This window comes from Ralstonia sp. TCR112 (genome assembly GCF_007997035.1).
Classification (GTDB): domain Bacteria; phylum Pseudomonadota; class Gammaproteobacteria; order Burkholderiales; family Burkholderiaceae; genus Ralstonia; species Ralstonia edaphi.
Genome location: NZ_VOSS01000136.1, coordinates 1 through 20323, shown reverse-complemented (window position 1 = coordinate 20323; position 20323 = coordinate 1). Strand labels below are relative to the sequence as shown.

Genomic DNA, 20323 nt, shown 5'->3' with positions numbered 1-20323 from the left:
CAGCTTCTTGCGCAGCTTGTAGACATGCTGTTCGATGGAACGCTCTGCAACGCTGGCGTCCGTTCCCCACACGGCCGAAGCGATCTGCTGACGTGACAGAAACGCCCCGGAAGACGAGAACAACAGCCAGGCCGTGGCAAATTCGCGGGCGGTCAAACGGATGGGCGTGCCGCGCAAAGTCACCGTCCGGGTAAGCCGGCACAAACGGTACGGCCCGACCACCGCACGCGTGGCGGACTCGGTTTTCTGACTCCCGTGCTCGGCGCTGCGCAGGACGCGGCGTACACGCGCCTTCAACTCCTCGGCGGTGAAGTGGCCGGTGATGAAGTCGTCGACAGCGCTGTCAAAAACGGCCCGCATTTCGGCGCGTTCGACAAAATTGCCGAACACCAGCGTTGGCCAGCACATATCGGCGTTGCACTCGCGCCAGGACAGCACGAGTTTGCCGGCCGTACTGAATAGCTGTGCATCGATCATCAGTAAATCGAAGACCTCACTGCGCCGCGCACGCAGCAATGCCAATGCATCGTCGAATCGCTCGCACGTCACGTCCTGCGCTGAGAGACAAGCCGTCACGAACGCAAAGTTGCGGGGATTGCTGGTAAGGATGGCGAATTTCATGACATCTCCCGACTCATGCGGTGCCAATCAATGCGGCCGCGCTTGTTTTCTTTTATCCAGCATAACTTTCACAATTCCTTCACACATCCCTCCCAAGAGTGATATTCCGGTGTGGCAGCAATTACTCTGCGAATCGATGCATTTGTCATCAAATTGACATCTATTTGAAATATTTAGGCGCGAATCACGATCACGGCGGCCGCAGCTCACGGAAGCAGCGCATGCCATTGGGCAAGACGCCTGGCGCCAGATCGACGGCCTCGTTGCGTACTACGGCCTCCTCCCGAAACTTCCCCGCAGCGCGTCGAAGAACACGATCGGATACGAGATTTCGCTATACCGGATCGGAGAGTTTCGTTAGGTTCCCCTGCCCTTCGCGTCATCCGTGATCTTTATCGACACTCCAACGTACTGTGGAACGTTCACTTGCCATATGGCGCATACCTCGACGCCGTAGGCAGCGCTTGCCGCAGTCACGGTGTACAGAATTGGAGTCTCGAAACGATGAAAATCAATCCAACCGGCAACGTCGCCATGCCGACAGTTGCTGAGCAGAGTCACACTCCCGGGAATGAAGTTCACGTCGCATCAGCGGGCGCATCACGGTCTTCCGTGGCGGAAGGTAGCCCGTTGCATGGGCTTCGCCGCACGCGCAGCCTTCCGGCGCGGCTCGGTGCCGCTTTGTCCGACGACTCAACAGAAACGAAAACACGCCGAGGGGCCGGCCGGAGGCTGGCAACAGCCAGTCAACGCTCCGTCGCGACGGGACCGCACGCTCGTAGCCCCGGCGTAGGCGGAATCAGGACACCCGTCGCTCGCGCCAGGAGCGAACACAGCGTCGACATCGGTGATGCGCACGGAACAGTTCTCCAGGACGGCACGCAAGACGCGTCGATACCATTGGCAGCATCTTCGCAAGCCGGCGTCATGCAACGGCTATGGAACATGGCCGACATACGCACACTGTTGAGCCCAGCCGACGATCATGAATTCATCGCGGCATTGCGGACCCCCACGGACGCGACCGATGGCGATGGCGCCCGGTTGGATCGCCTGGTAGGCCACGTTTCGGAGTTGAAGAGCCATCTGGATAGCGCTGGGCTCGATGGCGCGCTGGCAACGCGATTCAAAGCGCGCCTTGATGAAGTCGGGGTCACGCTCAAAGCACTGCAAACGGATAAATCCCTGGGCGAACGTGCCGCGAAGGTTATCGGTATTAATGCCATGCTGGCGCCGTTGCCGTTGATGATCCCGCTCATGACGAAGCCACGGCAACAGAAGACTGAAGCGGAAATTGTGGCGCTGATGGCCAAAGCAATGGTCGAAGCCATCGGCATGATCCGCACGCCGACGACAGACAACAATCTCCTGAAAGACCGGGCCATGGCGCGCTACTACGCGAACATGGTGCAAGCGGTAGAGTTCGCCCTGCCTACGTTTGTCAGCAGCCTGAGATTCCTCAACGACAGTCCGACGTTCAACATTGCGGCCGGGGCCGTATCGACCGGTGCACTGTTTGGCGGCTTTCTGTCGAAAGAAATTCGGGACAAGTACAACGTCTGGCGCACCGGGTCGACACATCCGGACTTGCGCAAGGCAGGCGTGGCGCTCTCTTCCGAAACGAAAGCCGCGCTGCATGCAGTGAGAAACGCGGTCGAGATGGACCAGCAGATGCTCAATGGCGCCAAGGATAGGTTTATAACCGAGCACGGCCGCGAGCTGAGCCCCCACTTGAGCAAGCAGGTGGCGATCGCGGTAAGCGCCTATCAGCGCATTGCAGACGAACTCGCCGAGTGCATCGGTCTTCCGGCCGCCGAGGGGCACGCACAGAATAGCGACCGCTCCGCAAAACTCGCGCTCGCTCTATTCTCGACCGCGGTTTGCACAGCAACGACGGTTTTAATGCTGCCCGACAAGATTGGAACTGTGGACCTCGCGTCCGACGCTGCCTTTACCTCCGCATTGATGTTCAGCTTGATGGCCGACAAGAACGTGAGCCGCAAGGACGCCTTGGAAGAGTTCAAAACTTTTGTTGGACTGAGCCTGGTCATGCTGGCGGTACTCGCGGCCAACAAAGCAGCGAATGACTTCATGGAGCGCGGCGTAAGTGGACTGTTGGTCGGTTCGATCGCGATGAGCGCACTGAACTTGACGATGCCGGGCCCAGTCGGGCATGCAGCTGCGCGTGGAATCGAGGCACTCATGAACATGAGCCCGTCGAATATGTTGAACGGACTGAGAAGCATTGGCGATCGCGTGTTCCAGATGTTTGCTGGCGAGCAAGCACGACCCCTTCCTCGAAGCACTGTGAGGTTAGAGGAACTCGACCCCGACCTTGAGGGGGCGCTACCAGCCCGATAAAGGCTCGTCCTTGCGTCCGGCGCGATGATCTCGCGGGCGTACCTCACGCTGGGAACAAGTGGGCGAGCGCAAGAAGAGCCCCTTCGAAGGCAACCCGAATGGCGTGCCCATGCTCGAGATCTGCAGGAAGATCGAACGCAAAGTGATGGACATGCGCGGTGAACAGGGCGGGGGTATCGAACAGGCGGCAGAACACAGTTATGGCCTGTAGGCAACTCAAAGCCATTGCGTCGGCCAAAGGCATAGGACGCTGACTTTTCGCCCACTTGTCCATCTTCTTTCTTGGCCCCTGGCGCGCTCACCCACCCCACCGCGCATGCCGCGCCATCAACTCATCCACCCAGCCCATGAACGCCCGCAGCTTTGCGCTGACGTGCCGGTTGGGTGGAAACACCAGGTACATCGGCATGGGGGCGAGGCGCCAATCGGTGAACAGCGGTACCAGTTCACCGCGCGCCACGTGGGGCTCGCCCATGTAGTGGGGCAACCAGATCACGCCCATCCCGGCCACGCCGGCGGCAAGGTAGGCATTGCCGTCATCGAGCGCAGCGGCATAGCGCGCCCTCACGTTGAAGGTTTCATCGTCACGCTGCAGCGTGAGCGGCCGGAGCTTGCCGCTGAGCGTGCTCAGAAAACCGACGATGCGGTGGCGCGCATCTTCCAGCTCGCTCGGGTGCTGGGGCGTGCCGGCCTCTTCCAGATAGCGCGGTGCCGCATACACCCCAAGGCGCAACGCGCCCACGCGGCGGGCCTGGAGGGAGGAGTCGGCAAGCTCGCCGCCGCGGATCACGCAATCGACGTTGTCGCCAATCACGTCGACCATGCGGTCGCTCGCGCCAATGTGGAGCTGGATGTCGGGATAGCGCGCGTGGAATGCCGGCAATTCGGGGGCGAGGATCAACCGCGCAAATGGGCTGGGCACATCCACGCGCAGGCGCCCCCGGGGTGCGGCGGATGCGGTGGAGAGGCTGGTGTCGGCGTCTTCAAGATCGGCCAGCAGGCGCACGGCGCGCTCGTAATACGCAGCGCCATCTGCGGTGACGTTGACCTGCCGCGTGGTGCGGTTCAGCAGCTTGACGCGCAAGCGCGCCTCCAACTGCTGAACGAGCTGCGTGACGGTGGTCTTGCTGATCTGCAGCGTCTGCGCTGCCTTGGTAAAGCTGCCGGCCTCCACCACGCGGACGAAGGCCTGCAGTGCATCGAATCGGTCCACGTCGGGCCCCGTTGCAGGAAGGATTGTTTGGCAACAGCAAACAGTGATTGTAGGCATGCGTGGTTTATCCACGGCGTGCGAATGCTTACAGTGCCCTGGCTGCGCAGCCTTCAAACCCGATCCCCATTCCCATTCCCTATTCCTCCCTCTGCAAGGAAGCGATTCATGTCTGCACACGATGTTGTGTTTCCGGCCGCGCGCCAAGCGCTGTATGAGCGAAACCGCTATTCACCGGCCATCCGCTCCAACGGTTTCTTGTTTGTGTCTGGCCAGGTGGGCAGCCGGCCAGATGGGTCACCCGAGCCCGATCTGCAGAAGCAGGTGGCGCTGGCCTTCGAGAACCTGAATGCGATCCTCTCCGCCGCCGGCTGCACGTTCCAGGACGTGGTGGATGTGACGGTCTTTATCGTCAACCCCGAAACGCAGTTCGAGCCGATCTGGAAGGTGGTTGGGGAGCATTGGGGCGAGGCGCCCTACCCCACGCTGACGGGCATCGGCGTGACGTGGCTGTACGGCTTCCAGTTCGAGATCAAGGTGATCGCCAAGCTGCCGGAGCCGGCATGACGCATGCGTCAAACCTACGAGAATCAGTACATATGGCGGCTGCAGGAGTGTGAGAGAGTGCAGCCACGGCAATGGCACCCACGTCACCATCACTGAACGGCAAGAGCACCGCTGTGGGATGCCGCGACCGCAAATGCCGGTGCCCGCCCCCTTGAGGAGACATGCATGGTCAGCAAGAACACGATCTGTCTGTGGTACGACCGCGATGCGCTGGACGCGGCCAACTTCTACGCCAAGACCTTCCCGGACAGCAAAGTCACCGCAGTCCACCGCGCGCCGGGCAACTACCCCGCCGGCCAGGAAGGCGACGTGCTGACGGTGGAATTTACCGTGGCGGGCATTCCGTGCCTGGGGCTGAACGGCGGCCCGCAGTTCAAGCACAGCGAGGCGTTCTCGTTCCAGATTGCGACCGACGACCAGGCCGAGACGGACCGGCTGTGGGACGCCATCGTCAGCAACGGCGGGCAGGAAAGCGCCTGCGGCTGGTGCAAGGACAAGTGGGGGCTGTCGTGGCAGATCACGCCGCGCGCACTCACGGCGGCCTTTACCGACCCGGACCGCGCAGCGGCCAAGCGCGCATTCGACGCGATGATGACGATGCGCAAGATCGACATCGCGACGATTGAGGCGGCGCGGCGCGGTTAAGTTCACCGTTCATCGGTTGCCGCATCTGCATTGCCGGGCGTGTGCGGCTCGGCAATGCAGACCGATGCCCGGATCAGGCAGACCGCGTGGGTGTGCGGGACCACGCGGTCACTTCTTTGCCTGCGTCACGGCCTCCTGGTTCTGACGCGCGTCATAGCCGGTGAAGTACCAGCGCCCGTCTGCACCCAGCTGGAAGCTCACCTTCTCGTAGACGATGCGGCCATCCGCGAGCCGCGTTGCGTAGTCGACGTTTGCATACAGGCCATCCGGAACGTCTTTGACCTTTGTATAGGTCAGCCGCGTGACGGATGCCCAGCCGCGCTGGCTAACCGCCCCGACCGACTTGCGCGCTTGCGTGAGCCCGCTGGCAAAGCGATCGGCCGTGTAGAAACCGCGCACGAAAGGCGCCGTCTGGTGCCACAGTGCGGTGTAGTCGCCCGCGTCAATGCGCTTGAGCGCGAGCGTGGCGTTGCCGAGCAATTCGTCTGCGGAGTCGCCCGCTTCCGCGCCGTGTGCCAGCACGCAAGCGGCGGCAAGGGCGCCCGCCGCAACGATCTTCAATGCGCCGTCAAGACGTTTCATCCAACACTCTCCTTCTGACCGGTCTGGTTACTGTGCGGGCTTTGCTGGTGCAAAGGTCTCGCACTGCGGGTCGGCCCATCGCGTCTTGGTCACGCGGCTGTCGTCGTCAAACTGGATCTGGTACTGACACGTGACGGGCTTGTCTGCGCTGCGGAAGTGGAACAGGTAGTTCCACACGCGCACGCGAAACACGCTCTCATGAAAATGCGGCACGCCGATCAGCTCATAGACCTGGCCCTTGGTCATGCCGGGCTCGACCATGCGCAGGTGGTCAACGTTGGGGAACGAACCCTCGGGCGTCATCGCCGTGTCCGGTTTGGGAAACGCGGTATCGGTGGGGCCGGGGCCGGCGCATGCTGCAAGGGCGAAGATGCACGAGAGCGTTGCGATGCAGGCGGGAATTGAGCGCTTGTTCATATCAGGAATCCGAAAGAGTCACGTTGCGGTGGTTGCTGTGCTGCGGCTGGCCTCACCACTGATACCCGGCACCGACCACGGCGCCGTAGGTGCCGCGCGTGTTGGTAGAGACGGCGGCCTTGTAGATCCAGCGGTTGTTTTCCGACACCGTTGAGATACCGAGCGCCTGACCCGATTGGCCGTTGTACACACTGCCTGCCACCGCCACCATGCTCTTGCCGGGGCCGGTCGGTTGCGGCAGGCCCGCCATTGCCATGGCCATGGCAGTACCGCCTTCTGCATCGCGCCGGTACGAATCGATGCTGTTGCGCAGGCCCGCGATCTGGTTGTCGGTGTAGTTGTTGGCCTGCGTGAGGGCGTTGTTCAGCTGTGACACGTTGACGGCATCAGTGGGTGCCGTGCCGGCCGCCACGTTGATGACCTGACGCGACAAGGTGGACGAACCCACCGACACGACATCTGTGCGACCGCCGTCATTGCTGCCAGCACCAATGGCCGTTGACCCGCTGCCCGTGGCGACTGCGCCGGTACCGACGGCGGTGGTGTTGTTGCCCGTTGCCTGCGAGTTGTTGCCCAACGCCGTGCTGTTGCTGCCCGACGCCACCGAGCCCGTGCCGCCCGCCGAAGAGTTCGGGCCCGGCGTGGCCGGCGGCGTGTTGTTGGTCGTGCCGTTGGGCGAGGTGGACGTGAACGTTCCGCCGTTGTTGTTGATGTACGTGGCCAACTGTTGCTGGACGGCCTGCAGCTGCGACACGTTGACTGCATCCGAACCCAGGCGGCCGGCAGCCACACCCGTGATCTGGCGATTGCCCACGTTCAGCTCACCCGACGACGTTTGCGGCGCTGTCAGCCCAAAGGCCATGTAGTTGGTCAACGCGCCTACCGAAGTGAGCGAGCCCGCGCCCAGCGCAACGCTGTTGGCAAACGTGGCGTTGGCGCCGGAGCCCAGTGCCATGGCGTCCACCGCGTTGCTCTTCGCGCCCGAACCGATGGCGATGCCGCCGGCCAATGCCGCGTTTGCGTTGGCGCCCTGCGCGATGGACTGCGCGCCGTTTGCGGTCGATCCGCTGCCCAGTGCAATCGCATCGGCCTGGCCGGAGGTCGATGCCTGGCCGATGGCGATGCCGCCCGGCGCGGTTTGCTGAACGATCGCGCCGTTGCCGATGCCGACACCGTTGTCACCATTCACCACCGTCGTCGGCCCAACTGCCACCGACTGCGAACCGACTGCGAGCGAATCGGCCGCTGTCGAGTTGGCGTGGAAGTACAGCGTGGGCGTAACTGCGAACGATTGCAGCGCGCCGGTCAGCTGGCGGATCGTTGCCGCATCGTGCTGGCCCGTGCCGTCGGCCACGTTCGTCAACTGGCGATACGTGTTGCCTGCGGCGCTGCCGAACGACACGGCGCCCAGCAGCGTCCCGTCAGCCGTGTTGAACGGAACGGCCTGGCTGCCGGCGGGAATCGAGCCGACACCGGAGGCAATGGCGCGATCCGAGATGGCGCCCGAGCCGATGGCCACACCGCCTGCCACCGACACCGTCGACAGCGAACCCAGCGCAAGTGCGTTGGCCGTTTGCGCCTGTGCGCCGTTGCCAGCTGCAAGACTGGTGGCGCCGGCGGCCACCGCGAGCGGCCCGATGGCCACGCTGTCGGTGCCGGTGGCCTGGCTGTCGGCCGCCGTTGAATTGGCATGGAAATACTTGATGCCGCCGCCGTTCTGGATGTTGTTGATCGTGTTGCCGAGGTTGGTGACGTTCTGGTTGGTCGCGAAGAGCTGCGAGCCATTCACCGCATCCGTGCTCGTGGCGTTCAATGCGCCCGGCGCAACGTTCGTGATGATGTTCGGGCCGGTGCCGCCGTGGTTGGCACTGAAGGCGCCCGTGCCGCCGTTGGCGGTCGGGTCCCACAGCAGCGCGTCGTTCTTGGTTTGCGTCAGCTCGGTTTGCACCGACTGCAACTGGCTCACGTTCACGGCATCCGTTGCGGCCGACCCGGCGGCGACGTTGGTGACGCGGCGCTCGTTGCCGGCGGAGCCCACCGACACCTCGCCCACCGGCGAAGTACCCGCCAGCACTCCTGTGCCGGGGTTGTAGGCAGCGGCACCCAGGTTGGCAGTCGTGGTGGAGTTGGCGCCGAGCGCGACGGAGTTGGCGGCCGTGGCCTGCGCGCCATTCCCCATGGCCACGCTGTTCGCGCCGCTGGCCACTGCGAGCGGCCCCACGGCCACGCTTTCCGTGCCGGTCGCTTGGCTATCCGCCGCCGTGGAATTGGCGTGGAAGTATTTGATGCCGGCGCCGCTCTGGATGTTGTTGACCGTGGTGGAGATGCCATCCACCGCCTGGTTGGTCGCAAACAGCTGCGAGCCGTTGATGGCATCCGTCGAGCTGCCGCTGATCCGTCCGGCAGCGACGTTCTGGATCTGCCGCGGCGCAGCGGCCGAGCCGACGCTGACGACGTCGCCTGCCGCCGGCGTGCCGCCTGCGAAGGTGCGGGTCGTTCCTGCGACCACGCCGTTCGGCGTCTGCACGGCGGCCGACACGGTCGACGCATTGCCGAGGACAACCGCGCCGTCCAGGCCGCCGGCTACCGTCACGCCGTTGCCCACGACGAACGCGTTGTTCGCATTGATCGTGTTGTTGTTACCGAGCGAATACGAACCCGAGCCCGTGATGGTGGTCGGATCGCCGATCGCGCCGGAATTCGCACCGCTGACGACGTTGCTTGTGCCAATGCTCACGCTGTTGGTGCCCGTAGCCTGCGCGCCCAGACCCATCGCCACGGCGTTCGTGCCAGATGCCACCGCGTTGTTTCCGATGGCCGTGCCCGATACACCGGACGCTGTTGCGCCGCTGCCCACGGCTGTTGCGCCACTTTGCGAAGCCACCGACGCGTTGCCCACCGCCACGCCAAAACCGCCCGAGGCCGCCGACAGAACGCCGACGGCAATCGACCCTGTGGCTGATGCCTTGGCGTTCAAACCGATCGATGTCGTGCCGTTTGCAGTCACGCCGATGCCCGCGTTCGTGCCGATCGCGATGTTGTCGTTGCCGGACACCAAGTTACCCGCGGATGCGGCCAGCGTGCCGTCATACGTGACCGTTCCGTCGCCCGCGCCCATCGCGACGTTGCGCGTGCCGGTGACGCCAGACCCCGCGCCACGCATCGCGCTCGCGATGCCGCCGCCAACTGCGGTGTTCTGCGCGCCGCTCACGAGCGTGCCGGTGGCGATACCGACGGCCACCGAGCCGGTGTTGCCGGTGGTCGAGCCCGCACCAGCGCCCTGACCCGCCGCAACGGTGCCGTCGCCGATGGCAAGCGCCTGTCCGCCGAGCGCGAGAGCCGTGTTGCCGCTGGCTTTTGCGCCGTTACCGACAGCGGTGGCGGCGGCATTCGTCGCCTGGGCGCTGGCGCCAAGCGCGACGGACGTCGTGCCAGACGCGGTGCTGGTAGCACCGACCGATATCGAATTCGTGCCGCTCGCAGTGACATCGGTACCGATTGCGATGGACGAACCGCCACTCGCGCCCGTACCCCCGGTGCGTGCGCCCAAATAAATGGCGTTGGTGCCTGAGGCCACCGCGCCCGAGCCCACGGCGACCCCGTTGATTTGCGAACCGGCCGCCCCGCTACCCACTGCGACGACACCCGACGCCGACGCGTTGGAACTGGTGCCCACTGCAACGGTGTTGTCTCCGGTGGCCTTCGCCAAGGGGCCGACGGCCGTCGACAAGTTGCCGCTGGAGACGCTTTGCACACCAATACCGATGGCCGAGTTGCCGTTTGCCGTAACGTCGGTGCCGATGCCGATCGCCGACGCAGCGCTCGCACCGGTACCCGCTGCGCTGCGCGCACCCAGGTAGATGGAATTGGTGCCGGAAGCAATCGATTGATAACCGACAGCCAGCGCATTCAGCCCCGTACTCTGGGTGTTGTAGCCAAACGCTGTAGAGCCGCCTTGGCTGGCGACGGCCAGATAACCCGCGCAGGTCGAGCTACCGCTGTAGGCGTAATACGGCGCTCCGGAACAGTTCACCTGCGCCAGCGCCTCTTCCGGCACCGCGGCGCCAAAGACGGCGACCGCCGCCGCGATCAGCGTCATCGCGCCGCTGGCGGAGTTCAGGCTGGAGGCGCGCCCGATACGCTGGACCGTGCCGCCCTTCCCTTTAGCCTTATCCAGCTCCGACGCCGCCACCCAGGCGCCCAGCGCCTCATTCCAGATCGTTTTGTAGGACTTGTTCATTTGGATTCCACCGTGCTCGCCAAGAGCGCAAGAAAAAGAGAAAAACCGGGTCAGCCATTACGCGGCACACAGCACAAGGACGAACGCGCCCCAGGCGCCGGCAAAAACTGCGGGTTCCCGATTGATTGGAACTGCCAGAAATTCAATGGCCGATTACCACGCGGCTTTAAAAGGACGCAGCAACTCGCCGCCCCGATACGGAGCGTCTTCAATATGGCAGGAGTTAAATGCTGGTCCGCTGAGCCGAATGTTCAGTGGTCAACGGTTTGGCCCGTTAGGGCGTGAAGAATCAGGGCGGGTCGAACGGCCACTTGATGGCAACATGAATGGCGTGGGCTGGGCGTGGATAGACACGTCCCTGGTGTCCTGCATCAGCCCAATCGTTTGCGCTGACCGTGTAGCTCGTCGTACTCATGGCTACCGTACCCCCGGTAGATGCGGCTTTTTTATTGACGTAGGAGCGCCGACTCAATGCACAAACCCGTCTTGATGTGCAGGGGCTGAGCGAGCGCAGAGGGAAAACTCTAAATTCTGAACAAAAGTAGACGACTTTGCGAATGGTGTCTAGATATTTAGGACTAGAAATACCGAGGTTTTTACAATTGGAACGGCCCAGTATGCCTAGTTTGGTAAACCAATTGATTTAGATATGCTCGCCACTGGAATTTGTTAACGCACGGAAATATTTCTAGAGATCGATTGATGGATTGATATATCCCCGACTGCGCAAGGGTTAATAACTGCGCGGGCATTTCAAATAGAACTTTGCGCAAAAAAAAAGAGCGGCGCGCCCTTGTCGGGGTGCGCCGCTCTTTCATTGAGCACGGATTGGGGTATTTGGACGAGCGCTGTGCGGGCAGTGTGGGTTCGTGCCGCTAGCGAGCGTGTCTACTGCGCAGCCGGCCGCGGCACCGACGCCCGGAACCGGTGCGCAAGCGTGTGATAGAACGACGGCGTCAGCATCTTGGATACCTGGCTCGACAGCAACGCCACGGCCATGAGCGGCAAGACCATCTCGTGGCCGTCGATCATCTCCATCACGATCACGAACGATGTGATGGGCGACTGCGTGACTGCCGCCAGGTAGCCGACCATGCAGAGCGCGGCAAGGCTCGGCAGCGGGATTGCCGATGTCACGAGCGCCATGACGTTGCCAAGCCCTGCTCCAATCGCCAGCGACGGCGCGAAGATGCCGCCCGGAATGCCGGACAGGTACGAGGCGATGAGCGCACCGAACTTGAGCACCGCATAGAACGGCGAGAGCGCTTGATGCGTTTCCAGCAGGCCCCGCGCTTCGGCATAACCGCTGCCGAACGTGGTGCCGCCTGACACCAGGCCGATCAAAGCGATGGCGACTCCGCACAGGAAGGCGAACCAGACGGGTTGCGCCTGTCGGATTTCAACCAGCCGCGCAGGCATCCAGCGGGGGATGTTGAGCAGCAGCCAGCAGAACACGCCGCCCGCCACGCCACAGATGACACTCGCGCCAATCACCACAGGCACCAGCGCCAGATGGAATTGCCCGATGGCCTGGATGCGCCCGAAATACAGATAGTTGCCTTGCAGGCCCAGCGCGACCACGCCGGAAAAAATGATGGCGGTGATGAGCGTGCCGCTATTGCGCGCCACGAAACTGCGCGTCAGTTCTTCAATGGCAAACACGACGCCGGCCAGTGGCGTGTTGAACGCCGCCGCAAGCCCCGCGGCCGCGCCTGCGAGCGTGAGCTGCCGCTCGATGTGCTTGCTGCTCCGACGATAGCCCCGCCGCATGGCATACATGAGCGATGCGCCAATCTGCACCGTGGGCCCCTCTCGCCCGATCGTGAAGCCGCAGAGGATGCCCAGGAACGAGACGACGATCTTGCCGAACATGATGCGCAGGGAGAGCAGCGCGCTGGACAGCCGCCCATCCTCCAGCGTCGCAATGACCTGCGGAATGCCACTGCCCTCAGCCCCCCGAAAGAACCGGCGCGTCAGCCAGATGGCCAGTGCCGCCCCCAGCGGCGTGATGACGATCGGCAGCCAGAACGCGTGCGACACCATGTTCCGAAAAAGCTCGAAGCCAACGTCGACGAGCTTGGCGTAACCAACGGACACCAGCCCCACCAAAACGGCACCGAGCCAGAAGATGCCGTAGTTTGCCCAGAGTCTCCTGGCCCGACGCGCTGATTGATCTGCGATGTGGAGAGGAGAAAACATGGGGGCTGGCGGGTGGATTCGGCGGAAGCGGAGATTATAGGACCGTGGTTGAGCCAGCCTTTGGCGGGGTGACTACGAACGTCCGCCAAACCCGCGCATTCCGGCCTGCGGCTGCGGCGCATCCACACAGGCACGCGTGATAGAGTCGACCGCCCTCCCCTCCCGGATCGTGTAGCCCTATGTCGACATTCGCGCTCGTTCCCAAGCAAACGGCATTGTTGGTCATGCACTACCAGACCGACATCATGGCGTTGTTTCCCTCGGTCGCGCCCACGCTGCTCTCCAACACCCGCACGCTGTGCGACGCCGCGCGCGCCCAGGGCGTGAGCGTCTACTTCGCGAAGTTCCACTTCAGCCCCGGCTATCCGGAGGTCAGCCCGTTGAACAAGAACGGGCAAGGCGTCAAGCAACTCGGGCTGTTCGTTGAAGACCGCATCTCGCCGGAACTCGGCCGCCAGCCCGATGAGCCGATCATCATCGCGCACCGCGCCAGCGTGTTCTACGGCACCGATCTGCAGGTGCGGTTGTCCGCCAAAGGCATTGATACCTTGATCATGGTGGGCGTGGCGTCGACGGGCGTGATGCTGTCGTCCATTGCGCACGCGAGCGATGCCGACTACCGCCTGTTCACCGTGAAGGACTGCTGCTACGACCCCGACCCGGTCGTGCACGACCATCTGTTTGCGACGGCGTTTGAGTCGCGCACGACGGCGCTGTCACTGGCCGATGCGCTATCGATGCTGGAGTAGTCGCAACAAGCCTGGGGCGCGCGCTTCAGACGCTGACCACCTTGTTCTTGCCGGCGCGCTTGGCCTGATACATGCCACGGTCGGCGCGCTGGATGGCCCCCATGGGTGATTCATCCTTGCCGACTTCCGCCACGCCGGCGGAGAAGGTGATGAACAGCCGGGTGTCGCCTGCCGCAAAGAAGCGCAGGGTGAGCGCGCGCTGCAGGCGGACGATCGTCTGCACGCCTTCTTCCAGCGACGTGTCCGGCATCAGGATCACAAATTCCTCGCCGCCAAAGCGGGCGAGCGTGTCTTGCGGGCGCATCGATTCTCGCGCCACCTGGGCCAGGTGCGACAGCGCATCGTCGCCAAAACTGTGGCCGTGGGTGTCGTTGATCGACTTGAAGTCGTCGATGTCGAGGAACGCGATGGAGAGGGCGGTGTTCTGGCGCGCTGCGCGGGCAACCTCGCGCTCCAGCGCCTCTTCCAGACCCTTGCGGTTGAGCGCGCCGGTCAGCAGATCGTGACGCGCCGACGCCGATGCCATGTCGAGCGCCTTGCGCAGTTGCGCGACTTCGGCGGCGGCCTCTTCGGCCTTGACCTTCATGGCCGACAGCACGTCGCGATTGCGCGCCGACTCCAGCGACATCCAGCGGGTGGCCGACAGCGCATCTTGAATGGCCGGTGCGATGTCGGCGATGCTGTTGGCCGATTCGATCTTCTTGGCGCAGGCCTCCATCTGGCGGTGATGCTCGCCTGACGTTTCGGCGGCGGCGGACAGGCGCTCCATGAAGGCCGCCAGCAGCCGCTTCATCTCCTCCTGGGCTTCGAGCGACTTGCTCTTCAGGGAGCTTTGCTTCTGGATGACCTCCATGAGGCGGCGCCGCAGGTCATCCAGTCGGCGCAGGCTCACGGGCGCTTCGCTGGCTTTCATCAGGGCTTCGATCTGGCCGCGCAGCCAGCGGTCGTCCAAGGACAGCTCGGCGATGTTTTCGAACACCAGTTGTAGCAGGCTCAGCAACGCCCGGCGGATCTCGCTCTGATCTTCCGCCGCGAGCGACAAGCGGTGGTTGAACGTCGACAGCTTGGCGTTCAGGTTGGCAAGACTTTCGAATTCGGACCGGCAGGCCCGGATCAGCGCCCAGGCGGCGGGGCCGATGCTGGCATCGTCTTCGCCGAGCACCGGCAGGCAGCCTTCGACCGTGCGCGCGAGCTGCTCGCACAACTCCCGCACAAGCGCCATCCGCTCTGCATCCTGGACGTCTGCGTCGGGCTTGCTGCCGGCGATTTCGTAATAGATCGAGGCAAAGTTGTCTGGCGTGGGCGCCAACCTGCGTGAGGCCAGCAGCTTGAGGGCGTGCCGGGCGGTCTCCGAGGGATTGTTTTCTGTCATTCCGAACTACAGGTTGGCGAGCGGGGTTGGAGCGCGATTTTCCACGGTTCCGGGCCGACCGAAAAGCCGTCCGAAGGGTTATGTGGGCATTGCGCTGCAAGCTGGACGCCCGCCAAATTGGGTGTCGCGGCAAGCATCAGCGCGAAGAGCGTGACCCCGTTTGAAATGACCGTTGGAAACGACATCTCGGCGGTTTCCGCGGGTTCGGCGCATGCCGCGGCCATTCATGCGGCGCGTCGCACGCCGTCATCGAAGCGCCTGGATATGCCGGAAGAACCCGGGGGATTGGCCCCGCGCGCCATAAAACCGGATGACACCCGACACGTCGCCGTACTGCTGTACCAGGTCTTCAGTCGCGGCACGAATGCGCCGCACGCCGGACACGTTCTTCAGGAAGCAATCCACCAGCGCAGGATCGAAGTAGCGGCCGCTCTGGTCTGCCAGCGCCTCGAGTGCGTCGTCTTCCGGCATGCCTTCGCGGTAAACGCGCGGCTCGAGCATGGCGTCGAACGCATCGGCAACGGCGACGATGCGCGCGGCCAGCGGGACACCGTCCCCCGCAAGGCCGGCCGGATAGCCGCTGCCGTCAAAATGCTCGTGATGATGGCGCGCAACGCTCGCTGCCATTTGCAGGAGCGGATCGGCCGTCCCGGCAAGCAGGTCGGCGCCGATATTCGAGTGCCGCTGCATGATCTCGTGCTCTACGTCGGTCAACGAAGCGGGCTTGAGCAGGACGTCATCTGGAATGCCGAGCTTGCCGATGTCATGCACGGGCGCGACCAGGTAAATGCGCTCCTGCTCGGCGTCGTCCAGCCCCAAAACGTTTGCCAGATAGGCCGCGACAGCCGCAGTCCGGACGAGGTGACCAAGCGCAGAGGGATAACGCGATGCGCCAGCAAGCGTCAGGCTGGCGAGCATGATGTGGGGGCGGTTTTGTTGTGCCATGGTGTTGACCTTCTTGGTCGCGCGCCCATCGGCGCGCGGTGAGGCTCGATGGAGGACTGCACGATAGTCATCGCGCCGGTCGACCGCAACCACCCACGGCGCTCATGTTTGATCTATCCCATCTGCAAGCGCCGCCACAACGTCGTCTTGCTGATTCCCAAGGCTGCGCAGACGGCATCCCGATCGCCGCCGTGGGCTGCCAGCGCTGCGCGAATCTCTTCCGCCTCAACGCCTCGGCTGCGCTCGCGCAGCGTCTGGGCCGCCGGTTTGCCGGCCGTGGCGTGGACAAACACTTCGGGCGCAATCAGCCCCAGCACATCTGACGTGATGGCGTCGGTGTCATCGGCGTAGGCCAGCTCCACGGCAATCCGTTCAACCACGCTCTGCAGTTCGCGCACGTTGCCGGCCCAGGTGTAACGCCGCAGCGGCTCGGCAATGCCGGCCAGCACGCGGGCGGCGTCTTCGGTGTCGGCAATGCGCAGCAGCAGGCGCGGTTCGCGGCGCGCTGCCTGCACGAGCAGTTCTGCGGCCAGGGGCATCACGTCGTCGGGCCGTTCGCGCAGCGGGGGCAGCGCAATGCTGAGGATGTTGAGGCGGTAATACAAATCTGCGCGGAAGGTGCCGGCTTCCACCGCATCTGTCAGTGCGCGGTGCGTGGCGGCCACCACGCGGATATCAACGCGCGTGGGCTCGGTGGAACCCAGCCGCACCACTTCGCGCTCCTGCAACACGCGCAGCAGGCGGCTTTGCAGCGGCAGCGGCATCTCGCCGATTTCATCGAGGAACAGCGTGCCGCGGTGCGCCGCTTCAATCAAGCCGGTCTTGCCGCCCTTGCGTGCACCGGTGAACGCGCCCTCTTCGTAGCCGAACAGCTCGCTTTCCAGCAGCGCCTCGGGAAAAGCGCCGCAATTGATGGCGACAAACGGAAAATCGCGCCGCGCGCTGAGCTGATGCATGCCCTGCGCGACCATCTCCTTGCCCGTGCCGGATTCGCCCAGCACGAGCACCGTGGCGTCGGACTTGGCATAACGGCGAACGAGCGTACGCACACGCTCCATCGGCAGCGATTCACCGACAAGGTCTTCCAGACGGTACCGCGCGCTGAACTGCTGCGGGCGCTGGCGCGAGCGCAGCGTGCGGTCCAGCCGCTCCACCGCGCGGGATTCCTGGAAGGTGAAGACGGTGCCTTCAGCGGCGCCCGCGCCAGCGCTCGCCAGTGGGCCGCGGTGGATGACGTAGTTCACGCCGCGCACGGTGCCAAGCGTGTCGCCATCGCTATCGGGCAGCAAGCCGAGCAGGTTGGGCGCGATGCTGAGCAGCGGTTGCCCGATGGCCTGCTTGGCCTCGATGCCAAGCGCCGTGGCCAGCCGCTCGTTGATGGCTTCCACGCGGCCCTGCGCATCCAGCGCGACCACGCCGTCGCGCAGATGCTGCAGCAGGTTGTCCAGCCGCTGGCGGCGCAGCGTTTCGCGGCGCGTGGCCTGTACGACTTCCAGCGCGGTATCAAATGCGGCACGCACCGAGTCGCGCGAATACAGGAACACGGCGTTCATGCCGGCCTGCGTCGCCAGGTCCGTCACCAGGCCGGGGCCGACCACCACGCCCACGCCGCGGTCGCGCAGGTCCAGCACGCAACTCTCTGCGCCCTGGCGCGAGGTGTACGAGGCAAACACCACGTCCATGCCATAGGCGGCGACAAAACGGCGCACCTCTTCGGGCGTGTCGCCGTGGGTGACAAGCGCCACCGATTCCGCATCGCGGCGGGCGCGAGCCAGTGCATGCATCACGTCAAAGCCCGTCGGGTTGATGACGACCACCGGCAGGGACAGACGCGGCTTCAGATAAGCGCCGTTGGAGCCGCCTGCCACCACCACGTCGGGACGCTCGGGGCCGGCCGCGTCGATCTCGCGCACGATGTCTTCAAAGCCGCGCGTGATGACGCGCAGCTCGGCGCGGTCGTTGTACTCGGCGGCAATGTCGAGGAAGAGATCGCTCAGGCGGCTGATACCGCAGGCCCAGATGCGAGGGCGGTCGGTCAGGTCGGTTGCAGTGGGGCTCATGGTGCGGCGCGACAGGGAACAACAGCAGTCCGGACATTATGCGCCGCGCGTTTCCATATTGAAATCGCAAGTTTCATTTTTGAAATGGAGTGCGCGCGGGCGGCAACGTCACACCCATACAAATCAAGGGGTTACGTCAACCCGCACGGGTGGCCCGCTTCCTGCTCTCCTAGGCCGTTCTTTCTGGAGCCACACATGAGCACAACGCAACGACACCCCACCAGCGCCGGCGCCAAATTCCGTGCTGCGGTGGCTGAATCCCAACCGCTGCAAGTGGTGGGCGCCATCACTGCCTACGCCGCCAAGATGGCCGAGCAGACCGGCTTCAAGGCCGTGTACCTGTCGGGCGGCGGCGTGGCGGCCAACTCGCTGGGCATTCCGGACTTGGGCATCAGCACGATGGAAGACGTGCTGATCGACGCCCGCCGCATCACCGATGCCGTGCAGATCCCGCTGATGGTCGACATCGACACGGGCTGGGGCGGCGCCTTCAACATCGCCCGCACCATCCGCTCGTTCATCAAGGCCGGTGTGGCCGCGGTGCATCTGGAAGACCAGGTTGGCCAAAAGCGTTGCGGCCATCGCCCGGGCAAGGAAGTGGTTTCCACCGATGAAATGGTCGACCGCGTGAAGGCGGCCGTGGATGCCCGCACCGATGACGATTTCGTCATCATGGCTCGCACCGACGCCGCCGCCTCCGAAGGCATCGACGCCGCCATCGAGCGCGCCGTCGCCTACGTGGAAGCGGGCGCCGACATGATCTTTCCGGAAGCCATGAAGACGCTGGACGACTACCGCCGCTTCAAGGCCGCCGTGAAGGTGCCCATCCTGGCCAACCTGACCGAATTCGGCAGCACGCCGCTCTTTACCACCGACGAGCTGCGCAGCGCCAACGTCGACATCGCGCTGTACTGCTGCGGCGCCTATCGCGCCATGAACGCAGCGGCGCTCAACTTCTATCAAACGGTGATGCGTGACGGCACGCAGAAGGCAGCCGTGGAAACCATGCAGTCGCGCGCCGATCTGTATCAATATCTCGGCTACCACGCGTACGAAGACAAGCTCGACGCGCTGTTTGCCGCACAGAAATAACGCCTCCGCATCCAAACCAATTCAACGCATCCAAGGAGACCACACCATGAGCGAAGCCGATAACAGCACGCCGAACGCAGGCGCCTTCAAGCCGAAGAAGTCCGTGGCCCTGTCGGGCGTGACGGCCGGCAACACCGCGCTGTGTACCGTTGGCCGCACCGGCAATGACCTGCACTACCGCGGCTACGACATCCTCGACCTGGCCGGCGCGTGCGAGTTTGAAGAAGTCGCCCACCTGCTGGTGCACGGCAAGCTGCCGAACAAGGCCGAACTGGCCGCCTACAAGGCCAAGCTGAAGGCGCTGCGCGGCCTGCCCGCCAACGTGAAGGCCGCCCTGGAATGGGTGCCCGCCTCCGCCCACCCGATGGACGTGATGCGCACCGGCGTGTCGGTGCTGGGCACGGTGCTGCCCGAAAAGGACGACCACGCCACCCCAGGCGCGCGCGACATCGCCGACCGCCTGATGGCCTCGCTCGGCTCGATGCTGCTGTACTGGTATCACTACAGCCACAACGGCAAGCGCATCGAAGTCGAAACGGACGACGACTCCATCGGCGGCCACTTCCTGCACCTGCTGCACGGCGTGGAGCCGCCCAAGTCGTGGGTCGACGCGATGCACGTGTCGCTCAACCTGTATGCCGAGCACGAGTTCAACGCATCGACGTTTACCGGCCGCGTGATTGCCGGCACGGGCTCGGACATCTACTCCGCCATCACCGGCGCGATCGGCGCACTGCGCGGCCCGAAGCACGGCGGCGCCAATGAGGTCGCCTTCGAGATCCAGAAGCGCTACGACACCCCGGACGAGGCCGAAGCCGACATCCGCCGCCGCGTGGAAGCCAAGGAAGTCGTGATCGGTTTCGGCCACCCGGTGTACACCGTGTCCGACCCGCGCAACAAGGTCATCAAGGAAGTGGCGCGCAAGCTGTCGAAGGAAGCCGGCAACACCAAGATGTTCGACATTGCCGAGCGCCTGGAAACCGTGATGTGGGACATCAAGAAGATGTTCCCCAACCTGGACTGGTTCAGCGCCGTGTCGTACCACATGATGGGCGTACCGACCGCGATGTTCACCCCGCTGTTCGTGATCGCACGGACGTCCGGCTGGGCAGCGCACATCATCGAGCAACGCATCGACAACAAGATCATCCGCCCGAGCGCCAACTACACCGGCCCGGATGACCTGAAGTTCGTACCGATCGGCAAGCGCCCGTAAGAGAAACGCCACCGCACGCACTCAGACGGTTTGGCCTTTGACGTTCC

At 64.0% G+C, this 20323-nt stretch carries 16 protein-coding genes and 1 pseudogene; 7 read left to right on the top strand and 10 right to left on the bottom strand.

The features are described from left to right. Positions 1-621 (bottom strand): response regulator transcription factor (locus FUT88_RS23955; RefSeq protein WP_147218939.1); only part of this gene is annotated, 621 nt, incomplete at its 3' end. A gap of 217 nt (positions 622-838) precedes the next feature. Further along, a pseudogene (locus tag FUT88_RS26330) lies at positions 839-945 on the bottom strand (transposase); the annotation flags it as partial. 621 nt (positions 946-1566) lie between these two features. Here FUT88_RS26330 and FUT88_RS23950 point away from each other — a divergent pair. Together FUT88_RS23950 and FUT88_RS26325 are read left to right on the top strand one after the other, a co-directional pair. Then, positions 1567-2982: a hypothetical protein gene (locus FUT88_RS23950; RefSeq protein WP_147218937.1), complete on the top strand. Its 1416-nt coding sequence runs from the start codon at positions 1567-1569 to the stop codon at positions 2980-2982. A gap of 58 nt (positions 2983-3040) precedes the next feature. Continuing rightward, positions 3041-3193: a hypothetical protein gene (locus FUT88_RS26325; protein ID WP_186829370.1), complete on the top strand. Its 153-nt coding sequence runs from the start codon at positions 3041-3043 to the stop codon at positions 3191-3193. Between the two features lie 87 nt (positions 3194-3280). Here FUT88_RS26325 and FUT88_RS23945 read toward each other — a convergent pair whose 3' ends face one another. After that, positions 3281-4195 carry a LysR family transcriptional regulator gene (locus FUT88_RS23945; RefSeq protein WP_147218935.1) on the bottom strand — a complete coding sequence of 305 codons (915 nt, stop codon included), beginning with the start codon at positions 4193-4195 and terminating at the stop codon, positions 3281-3283. Positions 4196-4360: 165 nt separating this feature from the next. Here FUT88_RS23945 and FUT88_RS23940 point away from each other — a divergent pair, with 165 nt between their 5' ends. Together FUT88_RS23940 and FUT88_RS23935 are read left to right on the top strand one after the other, a co-directional pair. Next, a complete protein-coding gene (locus FUT88_RS23940) occupies positions 4361-4759 on the top strand; it encodes a RidA family protein (protein ID WP_147218933.1) in 399 nt (132 codons plus the stop codon). 165 nt (positions 4760-4924) lie between these two features. Further along, complete coding sequence (locus FUT88_RS23935) at positions 4925-5404, top strand: VOC family protein (RefSeq protein ID WP_147218932.1); 480 nt, start codon at positions 4925-4927, stop codon at positions 5402-5404. Between the two features lie 108 nt (positions 5405-5512). On the opposite strand, the gene FUT88_RS23930 is transcribed toward FUT88_RS23935, so the two are convergent. The 4 genes from FUT88_RS23930 to FUT88_RS23915 all read right to left on the bottom strand — a co-directional run bounded on the left by FUT88_RS23930 (position 5513) and on the right by FUT88_RS23915 (position 12842). Beyond that, the gene (locus FUT88_RS23930) at positions 5513-5986 is read right to left on the bottom strand and encodes a DUF4019 domain-containing protein (RefSeq protein WP_147218930.1); all 474 of its coding nucleotides are present in this window, start codon (positions 5984-5986) and stop codon (positions 5513-5515) included. Between the two features lie 27 nt (positions 5987-6013). After that, a complete protein-coding gene (locus FUT88_RS23925; protein ID WP_147218928.1) occupies positions 6014-6403 on the bottom strand; it encodes an outer membrane protein assembly factor BamE in 390 nt (129 codons plus the stop codon). A 52-nt stretch (positions 6404-6455) separates the two neighbouring features. After that, positions 6456-10643 carry a YadA-like family protein gene (locus FUT88_RS23920; RefSeq protein ID WP_147218926.1) on the bottom strand — a complete coding sequence of 1396 codons (4188 nt, stop codon included), beginning with the start codon at positions 10641-10643 and terminating at the stop codon, positions 6456-6458. Positions 10644-11531: 888 nt separating this feature from the next. After that, entirely contained in the window at positions 11532-12842 is a 1311-nt protein-coding gene (locus FUT88_RS23915) for a chloride channel protein (protein ID WP_147218924.1), read from the bottom strand. A gap of 179 nt (positions 12843-13021) precedes the next feature. On the opposite strand from FUT88_RS23915, the gene FUT88_RS23910 reads away from it, so the two are divergent. After that, a complete protein-coding gene (locus tag FUT88_RS23910; RefSeq protein ID WP_147218922.1) occupies positions 13022-13591 on the top strand; it encodes an isochorismatase family cysteine hydrolase in 570 nt (189 codons plus the stop codon). 25 nt (positions 13592-13616) lie between these two features. Here the strand turns inward: FUT88_RS23910 and FUT88_RS23905 are convergent, their stop codons facing one another. The 3 genes from FUT88_RS23905 to prpR form a co-directional block, all read right to left on the bottom strand. Then, complete coding sequence (locus tag FUT88_RS23905) at positions 13617-14963, bottom strand: sensor domain-containing diguanylate cyclase (protein WP_147218920.1); 1347 nt, start codon at positions 14961-14963, stop codon at positions 13617-13619. Positions 14964-15209: 246 nt separating this feature from the next. Further along, positions 15210-15881: an HD-GYP domain-containing protein gene (locus FUT88_RS23900; protein WP_261797281.1), complete on the bottom strand. Its 672-nt coding sequence runs from the start codon at positions 15879-15881 to the stop codon at positions 15210-15212. Positions 15882-16021: 140 nt separating this feature from the next. Next, positions 16022-17968 carry a propionate catabolism operon regulatory protein PrpR gene (prpR, locus tag FUT88_RS23895; protein ID WP_147218918.1) on the bottom strand — a complete coding sequence of 649 codons (1947 nt, stop codon included), beginning with the start codon at positions 17966-17968 and terminating at the stop codon, positions 16022-16024. Between the two features lie 195 nt (positions 17969-18163). On the opposite strand from prpR, the gene prpB reads away from it, so the two are divergent. After that, complete coding sequence (prpB, locus tag FUT88_RS23890) at positions 18164-19060, top strand: methylisocitrate lyase (RefSeq protein WP_027679535.1); 897 nt, start codon at positions 18164-18166, stop codon at positions 19058-19060. Between the two features lie 46 nt (positions 19061-19106). Then, positions 19107-20276, top strand: coding sequence for a 2-methylcitrate synthase (gene prpC, locus FUT88_RS23885; RefSeq protein WP_065859522.1), 1170 nt, complete (start codon positions 19107-19109; stop codon positions 20274-20276). Positions 20277-20323 lie beyond the last annotated feature (47 nt).